This is a genomic window from Falsochrobactrum ovis, assembly GCF_003259955.1.
Lineage (GTDB): Bacteria > Pseudomonadota > Alphaproteobacteria > Rhizobiales > Rhizobiaceae > Brucella > Brucella ovis_A.
In genome coordinates this window covers 25,110-42,253 of record NZ_QLMK01000007.1, presented here as the reverse complement: position 1 = coordinate 42,253, position 17,144 = coordinate 25,110, and the positions used below count along the sequence as shown (strand labels likewise).

Below are 17,144 nucleotides of genomic sequence, written 5' to 3'. Positions count from 1 at the left end.
AAGCCGCCCACGTTCGTAATTGTAGCGTTGGATGGTATCCATCCGTATATTGCATACGAACCAGCTCCTGTTCAAAGACAGAACCAAGAAGGGCCGCACACCGCGGTATTAAATAAATGAAGCGCACTTATCAGCCATCCAAAATCGTCCGCAAGCGTCGTCACGGTTTCCGTGCTCGTATGGCAACGGTCGGCGGCCGCAAGGTTCTCGCCAGTCGCCGTGCTCGTGGTCGCAAGCGGCTTTCCGCTTGATTTCCCGCGCATGATGCGCGGTAAACCACAAGTGATTGAGCAAAAACAAATACTCCGCCTTCGCAAGAGAGCGGAGTTTTTAGCTGTAAGAAACGGTGAAAAAAGGCGTGGCCCGCTTTTTTTGCTGGAAGTCTGCCCACGAAGTGAAGAGACATCACGAGCTGCCAAAATTGGCGATAATCCTCGCGTGGGCTTCACCGTTACCAAAAAAAATGGCAATGCAGTGATACGCAATCGTATCCGCCGCAGATTAAAAGAAGCGGTACGTTGTCATGCAGGGCGTGACATGGCGCCTTCGACCGACTATGTGATCGTAGCGCGCGAGCAAGTGCTAACTGCACCTTTCTCGCAACTCACCGAAGAGCTTTCTCAGCGCTTGCAGGGGAAAGGCATTCGGCGAAACGAAAAGAAACGCCGAACGGAAAGACCGGAATCAGGACCCGTCAATGGAAAATAATCGTAATTTCTTCATCACCATTGCCCTGTCCATCCTCATATTGACGCTATGGCAAGTGTTCTATCTGGGGCCGAAAACCGACGCCCAGCGTGAGCAGGCCCGTATTGAGGAGCAGCAGCGCCTAAGCCAAAATCAGCAGCAATCCCCGCAGGCTAGCACCCAGAGTGACATGCCGCAGCTGCCAGCGACTTCCGGCTCGATCCCGGGCCAGACCGATGGCCTTTCGGCAAATGGTAGCCTTTCGCGCGAAGCGGTTCTGGCACAGGCTCCACGTGTCGAAATCGACACCCCGTCGCTCCGCGGCTCGATCAATCTTAACGGTGCACGTTTCGACGATCTTTATTTAAAGAAATATCACGAGACCATCGATAAGAATTCGCCAAATATCGAATTGCTGGCGCCTTCATCGCTCCGGCAGGGTTATTTTGTCGAACTCGGCTTCACCGGCAATGAAACCACCGGCGCAACCCCGGGTCCAAACACTGTGTGGACTGTCGAAGGCAATAACAAGCTCACGCCTTCAACTCCGGTGACACTGACATTTACCAACGACAAGAATATCACGTTCAAGCGTACGATTTCTGTCGATGATGCCTATATGTTTACGGTCGAGGATACGATCGAAAACAACGCCGAAACCCCGGTATCTATGGCATCTTACGGGCGCGTTACCCGCTTCAACCAACCCGAACATGCAAGCGCAACCTATGTGCTTCATGAGGGGCTGATCGGTGTGATGGGTCAGGATGGCTTACAGGAAATCAGCTATTCGAAAGTAGAAGACGACAAGGACCTGTCCTTCAATAATGTTGAAGGAGGCTGGCTTGGTATCACCGATAAATATTGGGCTGCCACGCTTATCCCCCCGCAGAGCGAAAAATATACTGGTCGTTTCTCACATTTCACCAATGAGCGCCCACGCTATCAGTCTGATTTCCTTGCGGCCCCCATTACCATCGGCGCTGGCGAAACTCAGTCTGTGAAGAACCATCTATTCGCTGGCGCAAAAGTCGTCACCGACATCCAGAACTATCAAGACAAGCTCGGCATTAAAAATTTCGAACTTCTGATCGACTGGGGCTGGTTCTATTTCATCACCAAGCCGATGTTCTATCTCATCGACTGGATTTACAAATTCTCCGGCAATTTCGGTGTCGCGATTCTCGTCGTCACTGTTCTGCTTAAGGTGCTTTTCTTCCCGCTTGCCAACAAATCATACAAGTCGATGGCTCGTATGAAGCTCGTACAGCCCAAAATGCTGGAAATCCGCGAAAAATATGCGGATGACAAGATGAAACAGCAGCAGGCGATGATGGAGCTTTACAAAGAAGAAAAGATCAACCCACTTGCAGGTTGCTGGCCGGTATTGGTCCAGATTCCGGTCTTCTTTGCGCTCTATAAGGTTTTGTATGTCACGATTGAAATGCGACATGCGCCATTCTTTGGCTGGATTCACGACCTTGCAGCGCCAGATCCGACGTCGATCTTCAACCTGTTTGGTCTCTTGCCCTATGCAGTACCGGCATTCCTGATGATTGGCGTTTGGCCGATTATTATGGGCATCACCATGTTCCTGCAAATGCGCATGAACCCAACGCCCCCAGATCCGACCCAGGCTATGATTTTCACCTGGATGCCGATCATCTTCACCTTCATGCTGGCATCTTTCCCGGCCGGTCTGGTGATCTATTGGGCATGGAACAACACGCTTTCCATCATGCAGCAAGCACTGATAATGAAGCGTCAGGGTGTGAAGATCGAACTTTGGGATAATCTGAAAGATTTATTCAGGCGAAAGCCCAAAGAACCCAAGGAAATAGAAAAATAAAAATTAACCCCGCCTGAGGCAACTCCGGCGGGGTTTTTTAAAGCCGGGCAACGCTCTATGGTTGACATTCCGGCTCCGAAGATTGATGCCTCATACAAATTTAAGACCGTAAGGCAGGGACAATACATTGAGCGAACAGGACAAACAAAAGGCAGCGCAAGCAGCGCTTATGGAAGAGGGTCGATTGCTCTTTACAAAGTCGTGGGTTTTTATCCGCGGCGTTCCTTCCATGAAATTTCTGCCACCTGAAGGCCCGTCAGAAATTGCCTTTGCAGGACGATCCAATGTCGGCAAATCGTCGCTCATCAATGCACTTGTAAATAAAAAGGGCCTAGCCCGCACTTCCAACACGCCGGGCCGGACCCAAGAACTCAATTATTTCGTGCCGGATGGCTATTCGGGTGAGAACGGCGACCTTCCACCATTGGCGCTCGTGGATATGCCCGGCTATGGCTTTGCAGAAGCTCCCAAATCACAGGTCGACGCATGGACGCGTCTGGTTTTTGACTATCTGCGCGGACGCACCACACTCAAACGCGTCTATGTGCTTATTGATTCCCGTCACGGCATCAAAAAAAATGACGCAGAAGTTTTGGACCTGCTCGACAAAGCGGCGGTTTCCTATCAAATCGTTCTAACAAAAATTGACAAAATCAAAGCTGCAGGCGTTCCTAAATTGATGGACGATACAATGAAACTAATAGCCAAACGCCCGGCCGCCTTCCCGCAATTGATTTCCACCTCCTCAGAAAAGGGGCGTGGCATTGATGAATTGCGCGCAGCGATTGCACTAGTTGCCAAAGAATAGGTCCGCCACCATAAATTAAAGTCCGTACACTGAATATCATTGTACATCTCACTCTTGATTGCCTAGAAATCACTGTCCGATTGGCCTCTCGCCTGCCATGGAGCCTGCGATGAAATCCCTTGAAAATCCTGAAATGCAAGCGCAACTTCTCTCCGCTGCCCTGCCCTATATGCAGCGTTATGAGAACAAGAATGTTGTGGTCAAATATGGCGGCCACGCTATGGGTAATCCTGAACTGGGCAAAGCCTTTGCCCGCGACATTGCTCTGCTTAAACAATCAGGAATCAATCCCATCGTCGTGCATGGTGGCGGTCCGCAGATTCAGGCAATGCTAACGAAACTGGGCATTGAATCACGTTTTGAAGGCGGTTTGCGCGTTACTGACGAAAAGACCGTCGAAGTTGTTGAGATGGTGCTTGCCGGGTCCATCAACAAAGAAATTGTTGCCCTGATCAACGCAGAAGGCGAATGGGCAATCGGACTTTGCGGTAAAGATGGCAATATGGTTTTTGCCCGCAAGGCTCATAAAACGGTGGTTGATCCAGACTCCAATATCGAGAAAGTGCTTGATTTGGGTTTTGTCGGCGAGCCCGCTGAGGTCGACCGTACCTTGCTTGACCTGCTAGCGCGTTCGGAAATGATCCCGGTAATCGCGCCCGTCGCTCCGGGACGCGATGGTCACACCTATAATATCAACGCCGATACTTTTGCAGGCGCGATTGCCGGCGCTTTGGCCGCAACCCGCCTTCTCTTCCTCACCGATGTGCCGGGCGTATTGGATAAGGATAAAAACCTTATCAAAGAACTCTCAGTCGCGGATGCGCGTGCTCTGATCGCCGATGGCACGATCTCAGGCGGCATGATTCCCAAAGTGGAAACCTGCATCGATGCCATTAATCGCGGTGTGGAAGGTGTGGTCATTCTCAGTGGAAAGACGCCCCATTCAGTATTGCTCGAACTATTTACCGAGCATGGCGCGGGAACACTTATTGTTCCTTAATCCGTTTTATAGTGCAGAGATAGCCGCCTTTTGGGCGGCTTTTTCTTGCCTCGCCTTCCTCAAATCTTCATGGCATAAGAACTCATGACTGAAAAACCTGATCCCTACGCTTTCGAACACGTTACCAACTGGATTTTCGATCTCGATAACACCCTATATCCGCACGATACTGACCTGTTTTCTCAGATCGACATTCGGATGACCAACTATGTCGAAACCCTGCTCAAGCTGCCTCGTGATGAAGCTAGAAAACTGCAAAAGCAGTTTTATCTGGAATATGGAACAACTCTGAAAGGGCTAATGGAGTGCCATCAGATTGATCCGGATGATTTTCTGCAGAAAGTCCATGATATTGATTATACTTGGCTAAAGCCGGATCCGGCTTTGGGAGAGGCCATTCGCGCTCTACCAGGGCGACGTTATATCTTTACCAATGGCGATCGGGGCCATGCTGAAAAAGCTGCGCGCCAACTGGGTATTTTGGACGATTTCGATGATATTTTCGACATTGTGGCAGCGGGGCTGACCCCAAAACCGGAACCCGTCACCTATGACCGCTTCCTCGGCGCGTTTAACATAGATCCGACAAAAGCGGTGATGTTTGAAGACCTGGCGCGCAACCTCGTCGTGCCCAAAAATCTCGGCATGAAAACGGTTTTAGTTGTGCCAAATAATTTTGAGCCTACTTTTTCAGAAATTTGGGAAAGTGACCCTGAATTTACGGATCAGGTGGATTTTGTCACAGACAATCTGACCCAGTTTTTGGAAAGTTTGATTGCGCCCGGGGCCCCGCTCAAAACCGTTTGAAAGCAGAACGCGTGAACAATCAGCCAGTCTCAGGACCGGCTGATTATCATCCAATGCGATCAATTAGAGCTTATAGAAGCTCTTAATTTCTTCCCATGCTTCTTCCGCCGTGTCGACGAAGGTCAACAAATCGACATCCGAGGGTGAAATCGTGCCCTGTTCGGCCAGATATTCGATATTGATTGCCTTGCTCCAGAATTCTTTGCCAAACAAGATCAATGGCATCCGTTCCATTCGGTCGGTCTGGATAAGCGTCATAGCTTCAAACAACTCATCCATTGTTCCAAAGCCGCCTGGGAAAATACAAATTGCCTTGGCGCGCATCAGAAAATGCATTTTGCGAAGCGCAAAATAATGGAAGTTGAAGCAGAGTTCAGGCGTTACATATTCATTGGGCGCCTGTTCATGCGGCAGAACAATGTTAAGACCAATCGTCGGCGCACCGACATCTACTGCACCTCGATTGCCAGCCTCCATTACGCCCGGCCCACCGCCAGTGACTACGACGAACTCCCGGTAATAGGTCGTTGCCGAATATTCTGAACAGATCCGCGCAAAACGACGCGCTTCTTCATAATAACGCGCATTGGCTTCAAGGTTCTTTTTCTGCAATTCATTTTTTGCAGCCCACGCCTCGCCACCGGGTTCTGGAATTCGCGCGCCACCAAACATGACCACTGTCGAACGAATACCACGATCAGCAAGGATGAGTTCTGGCTTCAACAGTTCGAGTTGCAAACGAACTGCTCTCAGATCCTCCCGCGTCATGAAATCATCATCGATAAAAGCCAAACGATAGGCAGCAGCCTCTGTCTGAGGCGTTTGAGGCACCGTTTTGGCTTGTTTGATAGCTTCATCGGAACGCGGGAAAGGCGTCCAGCCGGACTTATCTAGTGGATTCATGCTTTGTTTGGCTCCTTTAATCCTTTTTCATATCCGCATTAGCACGACTATGCGTCTCATATCTTAATTTGATGCAATTTTGCCCAACCATTGCGCTTCGTATCAACATTGACGTCGACAACGGCTTCGCCTAATCACTCCACAGAATACCGCGCTCAATAATTCAGCGGCCATTACCTGCCATCCACGGAGTTTGTTTTATGTCCAAACTAGATTTGACTTCCCTTGAAAAGATCATCGACAAGGCCTTTGACGAGCGCGATGGCATAAACACCGCAACCCATGGAGAAGTTCGCGACGCAGTGGAGCAGTCTTTGCTTCTGCTTGATCGCGGCGAAGCTCGTGTTGCAGAAAAGCAAGCAGACGGCAACTGGCACGTCAACCAATGGCTCAAAAAAGCAGTCCTTCTTTCGTTCCGCCTCAACCCGATGGAAATCATCAAGGGCGGCCCAGGTGAGTCATCCTGGTGGGATAAGGTGCCGTCAAAATTTGATGGTTGGACCGCCAATGAATTTGAACAGGCCGGCTTCCGCGCCGTCCCCAATTGCGTAGTACGACACTCAGCCTATATCGCACCGAACGCTATTCTCATGCCCTCTTTTGTCAATCTTGGTGCCTATGTCGGCGAAGGAACCATGGTAGATACTTGGGCAACAGTAGGATCCTGCGCACAGATCGGCAAGAATGTGCACCTTTCCGGCGGCGTGGGCATTGGTGGCGTTCTTGAGCCAATGCAGGCTGGACCAACCATTATTGAAGACAATTGCTTTATCGGCGCTCGTTCCGAAGTGGTGGAAGGCTGTATCATACGCGAAGGCGCGGTACTCGGAATGGGAGTCTATATCGGCAAATCAACCAAAATTGTTGATCGCGCAACGGGTGAAATCTACTACGGTGAAGTTCCACCCTATTCAGTCGTGGTCGCTGGCACCATGCCCGGCAAGCCTCTTCCCAATGGTGAAGCTGGTCCAAGCCTTTACTGCGCTGTAATCGTCAAACGCGTCGATGAACAAACCCGTTCAAAAACGTCCATCAACGAATTGCTCCGCGATTAAAATTTAGGTTTTTGCAGAATAAAAAAAGGCGAAGCCCACAAGCTTCGCCTTTATTTTTATAGGCTTTACCAGAATTAGTTCCGATAGCTAGAAGGCGATGCATCACCAAAACGATTGGCGGAACCGTCAATCTGGTGCGCCTGATTGATGGAAGCAGGAGCGGTATAATCAACTCCCTGCGAAACAACCGGCGTGCGATCATTTGCATAAAGATTATGAGGCTCGCCAACATGTGGGTTTTCCGCGAATGCAGCGCCAGCACTCAGAGCTAAAGCGGCAGCAGCAAGAACAAACTTATTCATTATCTATCTCCTTGGATAAAGTTCTAATCCAGAGCCTTCAATCAATTTTTGATATTTGGGCGTTGTGATGAACCGTAGATAAGAGACAGCGAATGTTATTTCCAGTTCACAAAAATGTTATATTGTTCACACAAAATTGTGTGAACTTTTTTTGACCTCACGCATTTGTGATTAAAAATATATTCGTATCAATTAGTTAATCCATAAGACCTATAATTGCTCAAAAGAGCGCCATTAAGGTTTATTTCAAAAAACACCGCTATTGTTCTATATTAGTGAACAATGTGTCACCCATATTAAATCATCTTCTTAAATAGGAATTAGGACCCAGACGACCCCAAACCTAGGTTTTAGTCGCCTTCAATTTCGGGCAATCGACATGGCTCTTCCAGTGATTGCCAACCATTGGCCAGAATGCGCAGGCGACTGCATTTTGATATAGCGATAACGTGTTTTTTCCACCGGCCGCACATCATCATTCATATTATCAAGAATGAGATCACCCTGATTGGTTCGAACTGTCAAAACCACATGTGGTTCATGACCCTGAACCAGCGTGATAAGAAGTTGTGACGCAGAAAAACCGCGGGCAAGAAGAAGCTTCCGTTTCATGAGCACATAATCTTCACAATCGCCCTTACCATTTTCGGGAATGACCCAATGATCGCGCAAGCCATAATTCTTCTGGTCAGACACCGCTTTGATACGCCGATTGACCGATTTGGTTACATCATGAAGCAAAGCCAATCGCGCATTGGTCAGTTGTATTGGCCTATCGGCCTTGTGCGGTTTGCAGTCCCGCGGATTGCGTTTGCAATAATCCAAATGTCCATAAGGAATACTGGTCTGTCCACCGGCCTCACTCCATTGAGCTGCCTCAACGGAGGATCCTGAAGCACATATGACCGCCAAGAAGGCAGCAATACAGATGAAAGGACGCATCTTGCCCATCCCATTTTTAAAAACCCCACGGACCCTTTTGGATCTCTATAAATTTCTTATAAACTAACGATGACAGGGGGGATGCGGTCAAGAGAAATCGAACCAACCACTAAATATGCGGACCAAAATAGCTTAGGCAAAGGCGGTTTTACGATTATTGTTTCTTCCTGCCTGCACAGTCTTTAGTCTGATACCTGCCTGATTCTTAGAATAAGTGACGAAAATGCGCCTTCCTACCGATCCCGTTGAAAATCTAGCTACTCTCATTCGCTGCCCGTCTGTCACGCCAGCAGAAGGCGGCGCCCTTTCAGCCCTGCAAGCCATGCTGGAACTGATGGGATTTTCTGTCGAGCGTCCCGTTTTTCAGGAAGAAGGCACTCCCGACATTGAGAACCTCTATGCTCGAAAATCAGGCGAAGGTTCTCATCTCATGTTTGCCGGGCACACGGATGTTGTACCACCGGGCAATGAAAGCGATTGGAAACACCCACCTTTTTCGGCCACCATTCATGACGGGATCATGTATGGCCGGGGCGCAGTCGATATGAAGGGCGGTATCGCCTGTTTTATCGCAGCGGTCGCCCGAGTTCTGGAAAAGCATGGCTCTCTCAACGGCAATATTTCATTTCTGATCACCGGTGATGAGGAAGGCCCAGCAATTAACGGGACTGTAAAACTGTTAGAATGGGCAAAACAACGCGGAGAGCGTTGGGATGCTTCCATTGTAGGAGAACCCACAAATCCTGATCGGTTGGGCGACATGATCAAGATCGGTCGTCGTGGCTCGCTGTCCGGCACAATTACGGTCCATGGTGTCCAAGGGCATGCAGCCTATCCGCATCTGGCAGAAAATCCTGTCCGGGGCATCACCACGCTAGTCGATGCTTTGCTCCATCCCGTTTTTGATGAAGGCACCGAAAATTTTCAGGCAAGCAATCTTGAAGTCACATCAATTGATGTTGGAAATACAGCAACCAATGTGATTCCTGCTAAAGCAACCGCTTCATTTAATATTCGTTTTAATGACAGTTGGACCGCTGAAAGCCTGCAAGCCGAAATACTGCGTCGCCTTGATGAAGCTTCAAAAAACACCCGGCTCCGGCCCGGTCGTCAGCACCCTATTCAATATGATCTTGTCTGGCGAGAACGCCCAAGTCACGTTTTCCTGACGTGCGATGAAAGACTGATAAACACTCTGAGCGCTTCCGTGGAAGCGGTAACAGGACGCAAACCCAACCTTTCCACATCGGGCGGCACCTCCGATGCACGCTATATCAAGGACTATTGTCCGGTCGTTGAATTTGGGCTTGTTGGAAAAACCATGCATATGGTCGATGAATGCGTTGAACTTGCGGAACTTGAAGAGCTTACGCAAATATATCAGCGTTTCATCTCTGATTTTTTCGACCATGCGACGCAAACAGAAGGTCAAGCTTAAACGATCATGCCCAGTCTGGATGATGTTTTCAGATATTTTACCGGTGTTTGGAGGATGATGCTGGGCCACAAGGATGGCCTTAACTATCTGGATATTTCTGCCGATGATTTCTGGCAATCATTTAATGCGATATTAATCGCATTGCCGCCATTGTTTGGAACTTGGGTTGCCTATGCTGCGGAATTAACAGCCGGACGCGAGGACGCCACTACCCGGCTAGCAATCGTCACACGGGCGGCTTTTGTCGATATTGCCGCCTGGGTGGTGCCGCTCATAATTATCGGACTTCTTGCCCGATATATTGGAATTGCAAAACGATATGCCGCTTATGTCATCGCCACAAACTGGGCTAGCGCCCTACTGGCATGGATTTTTGCCCCAATTACTTTGTTGCAGCTATTCTTTCCAAGCCAATTTGAAATTGCTATGATTTTTATCTTTCTGATGTTCGGCATAACAGTCGTTTTCAGCTATCGTCTGACCTTCGCAGTGCTGCAAAGACCCCATAGCTATGTCGCGCCGTTTTTTACTTCAGTATTTATGGGCACGCTCTTTTTCACGCTTATTTTGCAGCAGATTTTCGGTATCGGGATCGACACCCATAATTACTGATTGCCGGAAAATGTGTAATGACCCGCCGGTTTTTAAAAGGGAAAACGATAGTCTACCCGCACAAGATAAAGCCCGTAAGGGGGCGCTACTTGGCCACAGGCTTTGCGATCACGCGCCTCAAGTGCTGCCTGAAGATCATCAGCCGACCAGCGCCCGCTGCCAACTTCCATCAAACTTCCCGCAAAAGATCGAACTTGATTATGCAAAAAGGAACGCGCTGAAATACGCATTTCCACATAATCTCCATTGCGCGATACATCGAGTTGATCGAGCGTTTTTACCGGGCTTTTTGATTGGCATTGAGTTGCTCGAAAGGTTGTAAAATCATGCTCACCCAACAAGCGCTGCGCCGCTTCGTGCATGGCTTCGTGATCCAGCGGTTTTTGCACCCACCAGGCACGCTGATAATTAATCGCAAGCGGTGAACGACGATTGTAGATTCGATAAAGATAATGTCGCGCAACAGCAGAAAAACGCGCGTCGAAACTCTCCGTTGTTTTCTCGACATTCAATATGCTGATGCGTTCATCGGCCATAATCAGATGCGCATTAACCGCATCACGAATCTTGCCTGCACCCCAATCTTTTGAAAGATCGACATGCACGACCTGTGCCAAAGCATGCACACCCGCATCGGTCCGGCCTGCGGCTCCAAGCGTCAATTCCTCGCCGCAAAATTTCTTAAAAGCCTGCTCAATGGCCCCTTGCACGCTAGGCCCATTGATTTGCCTCTGCCATCCCGCATAGGGCGTGCCATCATATTCAACTGTAAGCTTATAGCGAGGCACGCGTTAAAACACCTTCGTCACCTGCGCTCCGCGCAGGAAATCTGTGGCGGGCAACGGTCTGCCGCCCGAGCGCTGTAATGTCAGCAATCGTACAGAGCCTTCGCCGCAAGCAATGGTCAAAGCATCATCAAGCACCGCGCCCCGTGCGCCTGAGCTCTGCCCCAATGTTGAACGCTGCAACTTTACACGCTCGACAGCGCCATTAATTTCCATCTCGCACCATGCACCCGGGAACGGAGAAAGACCCCGGATCTGATTATGCACCTGGCTTGCAGATTTCGACCAATCAATACGCGCTTCTGCTTTATCAATCTTGGCAGCATAGGTCACCCCATCCTGCGCCTGCGGCTGTAATGTCAGGCTTTCGCGCTCAAGCGCACCCAGCGCCCGAACCATCAGATCAGCACCCGCCATGCTCAGCCGGTCATGCAACTCCCCTGCCGTCATATCGGCAGTGATTGCTATCTTTTCAGCCATGGCTACAGGACCGGTATCCAACCCCTCATCCATTTTCATAATCATGATGCCGGTTTCAGAATCACCAGCCATAATCGCCCGCTGAATTGGCGCCGCACCGCGCCAGCGCGGCAAAAGCGATGCGTGACCATTATAGCAACCCAGACGCGGAGCATCGAGAATGGCTTTTGGCAACAGTAAGCCATAGGCAACAACGATTGCGATATCCGCTTCTAAGCTGGCAAAAGCCGCCTGCTCTTCCTCTCCCTTCAAACTGGTGGGAGTGAACACAGGAATACCAAATTCTTCAGCCTTTTCGTGCACTGGTGACTTGGTGAGTTCGAGCCCACGCCGGCCAGCAGGACGCGGCGGCTGTGTATAAACAGCCGCAACCTCATATCCATGCCCAATGATTGCTGTGAGGATCGGAACTGAAAAATCCGGTGTCCCCATAAAGACGATTCGCATCACAAAACCTTCTTTGGCGCGCGCTGATTAGCAAGCTTCCTGAATTTTCTGATCACCATATCACGCTTGAGCTTGGAGATGTGATCAATGAAAAGAACACCGTTGAGATGGTCGATTTCATGCTGAAGACATGTGGCCATCAAACCATCTGCATCAATCGTGTGCGCCTTGCCGTCAATATCAAAATATTCGACCTTCACCTTCGCCGGGCGTTCAACCTCCGCATAATAATCCGGGATTGAAAGACATCCCTCTTCGTAAGTGTTGCGCTCATCCGAAACTGCAACAATCTGCGGATTAATGATGACATGAGGGTCTTTTTCCTCGTCATCCTTGGCCAGATCAATGGTCAACAGGCGAAGAGGCTCGCCCACCTGTATCGCTGCCAAGCCAATGCCCGGCGCATCATACATCGTGTCGAACATATCCTGCACGAATTTGCGCAATTGATCATCAAAGCGCTCGACCGTTTTGGAAGGTTGGCGCAACAGGGGATCTGGAAGGATAATGAGCGGTTTTACTGTCATGCGCTTCACGTAATCGCTTGTGAATTAATCGTCAACGGAGATTAAAAATGTTCTCGTTTTGATCTCTTCTTTCCTTTGCGAATCAGCTAGTCTGCGCGCATGGAAAATCTAAATCCCTTTCAAGTGCCTATATTACAGCTCGGCGCATCTTCATTCACGCTCACAGACATTTTGCTGGCAGGCATTGTGTCGGTGGTCCTGTGTCTCGTCATTTTTCTTTTATCTGCCGCCCGGTCTGCGCGGCTACGTGCAGTAGCTCAAGCTCAAGCTGAAGATCGGGCTCGTGATGCCGAGTATCGCATGGCCGAAATTCTCAAAGCACAGTCTGAGATGCAAGGAAGAATGCAAACAATGGCCGAGCTATTCGGCTCTCGGCAAGCAGAGCTTAATCAGTCAATCCGCGAACGATTGGATGGAATGACCAATCGCATCGGCCAAACTATGTCTGAGCAAACCCGTTCAACCCATGAAAACCTCGCCAAGCTACAGGAGAGACTGGCTGTTATCGATACGGCCCAGAACAATATCCAATCGCTTGCCGGTCAGGTCGTACAGCTTCAGGCCATCCTCGCCAATAAACAGACACGCGGAGCCTTTGGACAATCCCGCATGGAAGCGATCATTTCTGATGGCTTGCCCCAAGGTGCATATGAATTTCAGGCAACACTTTCCAACAATACCCGCCCCGACTGCTTGGTGCGTATGCCCAATAATTCACCATCGCTGGTGATCGATGCGAAATTTCCGCTCGAAGCATGGAATACCATGCGCGAGACGGAACATCCGGAAGCACGCAAAACGGCTGCCGCACAATTTCGTCGCGATATGGAAATTCACATCAAGGATATTTCCGATAAATATCTGATACAAGGCGAAACGCAGGATACGGCCTTTCTGTTTGTTCCTTCAGAATCAATTTTTGCAGATATACACGAGCATTTCGAGGTTGTTGTTCAGCGCGCTCATCGTGCCCGAGTAGTCATCGTTTCGCCTTCCTTGCTGATGCTATCCATACAGGTCATTCAGGCCATATTGAAAGACGCTCGTATGCGCGAACAAGCACATATTATTCAAGGCGAAGTCATCCGCCTGATGGAAGATGTGGGGCGGCTTGATGATCGCGTGAGAAAACTTCAGACCCATTTTGCACAGGCCAATAAGGATATTGACGATATCCTTATTTCATCAGGAAAAATAACCAAGCGCGGCGCGAAAATCGAAGCGCTGGAATTTGTCGAAAAAAACGCAAATGAAACGGCTCCTGCGCAATCAAGACCTGCTGAAAACCCGACGGGCCAGATGCGTCTGCGTGTGGTTGATGAGGATTAAAAGATGACCAAAAAACCCGCTAATTGCGGGTTTTTCTTCTATCTGATCTGAGTCTCCCAATATCATCTCACCTATTCTGGGCCTAGCGACCCGCTTATGTGGTGATTATGCGACTTTCTAAAACCATCAAAAAGCATCTTACCGAAAGAAAAGAGGCGCCGAAGCGCCTCATAGTTCGATCAGTCATCACCCATTTTGAGGGCTTGGATGAAGGCTTCTTGCGGGATCTCAACCCGGCCAAACTGCCGCATCCGCTTTTTACCTTCCTTCTGCTTCTCCAGAAGTTTGCGCTTACGTGAGACGTCACCGCCATAACATTTTGCCGTCACGTCCTTACGCAGAGCCGAAATGGTTTCACGCGCAACGATTCGCCCGCCAATAGCGGCCTGAATCGGGATTTTGAACATATGCTGCGGAATAAGCTCTTTCAGTTTTTCGCAAAGAACACGACCGCGTTTTTCGGCGGCAGAACGGTGAACCAGCATCGACAAAGCATCGACCGGCTCTTCGTTAACCAGAATAGACATCTTTACAAGATCGCCTTCGCGATATTCGGAAAGCGCGTAGTCGAATGAAGCATATCCCTTCGAGATCGACTTCAACCGATCATAGAAGTCAAAAACAACTTCGTTCAGCGGCAGATCATAAGTCAGCAGCGCACGTGGGCCGACATAGGACAAGTCAACCTGAATACCCCGCCTCTCCTGACAAAGCTTAATGATTGCACCCAAATAGTCATCAGGCGTCATGACGGTCGCACGGATCCACGGTTCCTGGATCGAAGCGATTTTCACCACATCTGGCATATCCGCCGGATTGTGCAGCTCTTTTTCGGTGCCATCGGTCATTTGCAGACGATAGACCACAGACGGAGCTGTCGTGATGAGATCAAGATTAAACTCACGTTCGAGCCGTTCCTGAATGATTTCAAGATGCAACAGGCCAAGAAAGCCGCAGCGGAAACCAAAGCCTAGAGCCGCAGACGTTTCCATTTCATAGGAAAAAGACGCATCATTAAGACGCAGCTTACCCATCGCTGCACGCAGATCTTCAAAATCCGCCGCATCAACAGGAAACAGACCACAGAATACAACCGGCTGCGCTGGCTTAAAGCCCGGCAGCATATCTTGGGTCGGCCGGCGCTCTTCGGTAATCGTATCACCAACACGCGTATCCGCTACTTCTTTGATCGAAGCAGTAATGAAACCCAACTCTCCCGGTCCAAGTTCGTCCACCTGGAGCATTTTTGGCGTAAATACACCGGTACGTTCAACCGGATATTTAGCACCAGTCCCCATCATACGGATGGTCTGGCCCTTCTTGAGAACACCATCAATGACGCGCACAAGAACAATTACGCCAAGATAAGAATCATACCAGCTATCAACCAGCATCGCTTTGAGCGGTGCATTGCGATCGCCTTCTTGTGGTGCGGGCAGCTGCTGGACAATCGCTTCCAGCACGTCCTCAATACCCATGCCGGTCTTTGCGGAGATTTCCACCGCATCTGTGGCATCAATGCCGATCACCTCTTCAACCTGCTGCTTGACGCGCTCAGGCTCTGCCGCCGGCAGGTCTACTTTGTTCAGGACAACAACAATCTCGTGATTGTTGTCGATCGCTTGATAGACATTGGCAAGGGTTTGCGCTTCGACGCCCTGCGAGGCGTCAACGACCAGCAGCGAACCTTCACACGCTGCAAGCGAACGCGAAACTTCATAGGCGAAGTCCACATGCCCCGGTGTGTCGATCAGATTGAGAATATAAGTCTCGCCGTCCTTCGCCTTATAGCTCAGGCGAACGGTTTGCGCCTTGATAGTGATGCCGCGTTCACGTTCAATATCCATCGAGTCAAGGATCTGATCCTTCATCTCGCGCGACTGAAGCCCGCCTGTCATTTGAATGAGGCGATCGGCAAGAGTCGATTTCCCGTGATCGATATGTGCGACAATCGAAAAGTTACGAATATGGTCAAGTGGAGTGCTCATACGCGCGATTTACCAGTTACCAGCCAAAACTCAAAGAGCTATTGCACGTTTCATGGCTGAAAAGCAGTGTTAAACTGAATAGTGACAACAAGTCTCTTTGCCTTGCGAGCAAAAAGCATTAAATCAACTTCAGAAAACAGCGTCCGAGTCACGATTTCAGGGCGCGATCCGCATTGATTCAGGAGTTGAGAATGCAGACCGAACCGAATGAAGTTCATAACAGGCCAAAATTGGTCACTGTTTTCGGCGGCTCTGGCTTTGTCGGACGCGCGGTTGTAGCCGCGCTCACCAAACGTGGCTATCGAGTACGCGTTGCCGTGCGTAGGCCGGAAATCGCTTATTATATGCAGCCCCTAGGGGAAGTCGGCCAAATTCAGATGGTGCAAGCGAATATTCGCCATCGCTGGTCAGTAGATCGCGCCGTTATAGGCTCTGATCACGTTATCAATCTGGTTGGTATTCTTGCTGAAAGTGGAAAGCAACGCTTCTCCAATGTCCATGTACTTGGAGCAAAAAATATCGCAGAGGCTACCAAAGCAGCCGGTCTTCGTTTAACCCATCTTTCTGCGATCGGGGCCGATGCGAATTCTGCCTCTGATTACGCACGCACAAAGGCTGAAGGCGAAAAAGCCGTTTTAACAGCGCTTCCCGAAGCGGTAATTCTTAGACCATCAGTTATTTTCGGCTCCGAAGATCGCTTCTTTAACCGCTTCGCCAATCTGGCGCGCTTCTCTCCATTCTTGTTCGTCATCGGTGGCGGCAAAACGAAGTTCCAGCCGGTATATGTATGTGATGTTGCAGAGGCAATCGCCAAATCCGTGTCGGGCGAACTCCAAACCGGCCAGATTTATGAACTGGGCGGCCCGGATGTCGAAGACTTTACCGAGCTCTTGCAAAGCATGTTGCGCGTGATTGGACGTAAGCGCAGCATCATCTCGCTGCCCTGGTGGGCGGCGCGCGTTCAGGCTTCTATTCTCGGTTTACTGCCCAATCCGATCCTCACCAATGATCAGGTGACCCTGCTGAAATCTGACAATGTGGTTTCAGAGCAAGCCATCCGTGAAGGTCGCACTTTGCAAGCCATGGGCATCACACCCAAAACCATTGATGCAATCATTCCCGCCTATCTGTGGCGCTATCGCCTTGCCGGGCAATATACCAAGACCGAGACTGCCTAGGTTAAAA

Annotated in this window: 18 protein-coding genes; 11 read left to right on the top strand and 7 right to left on the bottom strand. The window is 49.8% G+C overall.

Annotated elements, in window-relative coordinates; genetic code table 11:
• The first annotated feature begins 116 nt into the window (after nucleotides 1-116).
• The 6 genes from rpmH (at nucleotide 117) to C7374_RS10005 (ending at nucleotide 5,151) form a co-directional block, all read left to right on the top strand.
• The gene (gene rpmH / locus C7374_RS10030) at nucleotides 117-251 is read left to right on the top strand and encodes a 50S ribosomal protein L34 (protein ID WP_111575490.1); all 135 of its coding nucleotides are present in this window, start codon (nucleotides 117-119) and stop codon (nucleotides 249-251) included.
• Nucleotides 252-282: 31 nt separating this feature from the next.
• Nucleotides 283-708 carry a ribonuclease P protein component gene (gene rnpA, locus C7374_RS10025; RefSeq protein ID WP_245412625.1) on the top strand — a complete coding sequence of 142 codons (426 nt, stop codon included), beginning with the start codon at nucleotides 283-285 and terminating at the stop codon, nucleotides 706-708.
• Nucleotides 698-2,536: a membrane protein insertase YidC gene (gene yidC, locus C7374_RS10020; RefSeq protein WP_111575489.1), complete on the top strand. Its 1,839-nt coding sequence runs from the start codon at nucleotides 698-700 to the stop codon at nucleotides 2,534-2,536. The genes rnpA and yidC overlap by 11 nt, the downstream gene beginning before the upstream one ends.
• 169 nt (nucleotides 2,537-2,705) lie before the next feature.
• On the top strand, nucleotides 2,706-3,344 hold the full coding sequence (gene yihA / locus C7374_RS10015) for a ribosome biogenesis GTP-binding protein YihA/YsxC (RefSeq protein WP_111575546.1): 639 nt from the start codon (nucleotides 2,706-2,708) through the stop codon (nucleotides 3,342-3,344).
• Between the two features lie 109 nt (nucleotides 3,345-3,453).
• Complete coding sequence (gene argB / locus C7374_RS10010; protein ID WP_111575488.1) at nucleotides 3,454-4,344, top strand: acetylglutamate kinase; 891 nt, start codon at nucleotides 3,454-3,456, stop codon at nucleotides 4,342-4,344.
• An 84-nt stretch (nucleotides 4,345-4,428) separates the two neighbouring features.
• Nucleotides 4,429-5,151, top strand: coding sequence for a pyrimidine 5'-nucleotidase (locus tag C7374_RS10005; RefSeq protein WP_111575487.1), 723 nt, complete (start codon nucleotides 4,429-4,431; stop codon nucleotides 5,149-5,151).
• Nucleotides 5,152-5,214: 63 nt separating this feature from the next.
• Here C7374_RS10005 and C7374_RS10000 read toward each other — a convergent pair whose 3' ends face one another.
• A complete protein-coding gene (locus C7374_RS10000; protein ID WP_111575486.1) occupies nucleotides 5,215-6,054 on the bottom strand; it encodes an LOG family protein in 840 nt (279 codons plus the stop codon).
• Nucleotides 6,055-6,254: 200 nt separating this feature from the next.
• Here C7374_RS10000 and dapD point away from each other — a divergent pair, with 200 nt between their 5' ends.
• Nucleotides 6,255-7,109, top strand: coding sequence for a 2,3,4,5-tetrahydropyridine-2,6-dicarboxylate N-succinyltransferase (dapD, locus tag C7374_RS09995; RefSeq protein ID WP_111575485.1), 855 nt, complete (start codon nucleotides 6,255-6,257; stop codon nucleotides 7,107-7,109).
• Between the two features lie 74 nt (nucleotides 7,110-7,183).
• On the opposite strand, the gene C7374_RS09990 is transcribed toward dapD, so the two are convergent.
• Both C7374_RS09990 and C7374_RS09985 read right to left on the bottom strand, forming a co-directional pair.
• Complete coding sequence (locus tag C7374_RS09990) at nucleotides 7,184-7,411, bottom strand: hypothetical protein (protein WP_111575484.1); 228 nt, start codon at nucleotides 7,409-7,411, stop codon at nucleotides 7,184-7,186.
• A 360-nt stretch (nucleotides 7,412-7,771) separates the two neighbouring features.
• On the bottom strand, nucleotides 7,772-8,323 hold the full coding sequence (locus tag C7374_RS09985) for a transglutaminase-like cysteine peptidase (RefSeq protein ID WP_374850428.1): 552 nt from the start codon (nucleotides 8,321-8,323) through the stop codon (nucleotides 7,772-7,774).
• Between the two features lie 253 nt (nucleotides 8,324-8,576).
• On the opposite strand from C7374_RS09985, the gene dapE reads away from it, so the two are divergent.
• Together dapE and C7374_RS09975 are read left to right on the top strand one after the other, a co-directional pair.
• Nucleotides 8,577-9,791, top strand: coding sequence for a succinyl-diaminopimelate desuccinylase (gene dapE / locus C7374_RS09980; RefSeq protein ID WP_111575482.1), 1,215 nt, complete (start codon nucleotides 8,577-8,579; stop codon nucleotides 9,789-9,791).
• A gap of 6 nt (nucleotides 9,792-9,797) precedes the next feature.
• Nucleotides 9,798-10,403, top strand: coding sequence for a hypothetical protein (locus C7374_RS09975; RefSeq protein WP_111575481.1), 606 nt, complete (start codon nucleotides 9,798-9,800; stop codon nucleotides 10,401-10,403).
• A gap of 32 nt (nucleotides 10,404-10,435) precedes the next feature.
• Here the strand turns inward: C7374_RS09975 and truA are convergent, their stop codons facing one another.
• From truA to def, 3 genes are read right to left on the bottom strand one after another with little or no spacing between them, the layout of a single operon-like run.
• A complete protein-coding gene (gene truA, locus C7374_RS09970) occupies nucleotides 10,436-11,191 on the bottom strand; it encodes a tRNA pseudouridine(38-40) synthase TruA (protein ID WP_111575480.1) in 756 nt (251 codons plus the stop codon).
• Between the two features lie 3 nt (nucleotides 11,192-11,194).
• On the bottom strand, nucleotides 11,195-12,115 hold the full coding sequence (gene fmt, locus C7374_RS09965; RefSeq protein WP_111575479.1) for a methionyl-tRNA formyltransferase: 921 nt from the start codon (nucleotides 12,113-12,115) through the stop codon (nucleotides 11,195-11,197).
• Nucleotides 12,115-12,642, bottom strand: coding sequence for a peptide deformylase (gene def / locus C7374_RS09960; RefSeq protein WP_111575478.1), 528 nt, complete (start codon nucleotides 12,640-12,642; stop codon nucleotides 12,115-12,117). Before def ends, fmt begins: the two co-directional genes overlap by 1 nt.
• Before the next feature lie 99 nt (nucleotides 12,643-12,741).
• Here def and C7374_RS09955 point away from each other — a divergent pair, with 99 nt between their 5' ends.
• The gene (locus C7374_RS09955) at nucleotides 12,742-13,971 is read left to right on the top strand and encodes a DNA recombination protein RmuC (RefSeq protein WP_111575477.1); all 1,230 of its coding nucleotides are present in this window, start codon (nucleotides 12,742-12,744) and stop codon (nucleotides 13,969-13,971) included.
• Between the two features lie 179 nt (nucleotides 13,972-14,150).
• Here the strand turns inward: C7374_RS09955 and lepA are convergent, their stop codons facing one another.
• Nucleotides 14,151-15,959 (bottom strand): translation elongation factor 4, encoded by a 1,809-nt coding sequence (gene lepA / locus C7374_RS09950; protein WP_111575476.1) that lies wholly within the window; start codon nucleotides 15,957-15,959, stop codon nucleotides 14,151-14,153.
• Between the two features lie 191 nt (nucleotides 15,960-16,150).
• Between lepA and C7374_RS09945 the strand changes: the two genes are divergently transcribed.
• Nucleotides 16,151-17,137: a complex I NDUFA9 subunit family protein gene (locus C7374_RS09945; RefSeq protein WP_111575475.1), complete on the top strand. Its 987-nt coding sequence runs from the start codon at nucleotides 16,151-16,153 to the stop codon at nucleotides 17,135-17,137.
• Nucleotides 17,138-17,144: the final 7 nt, after the last annotated feature.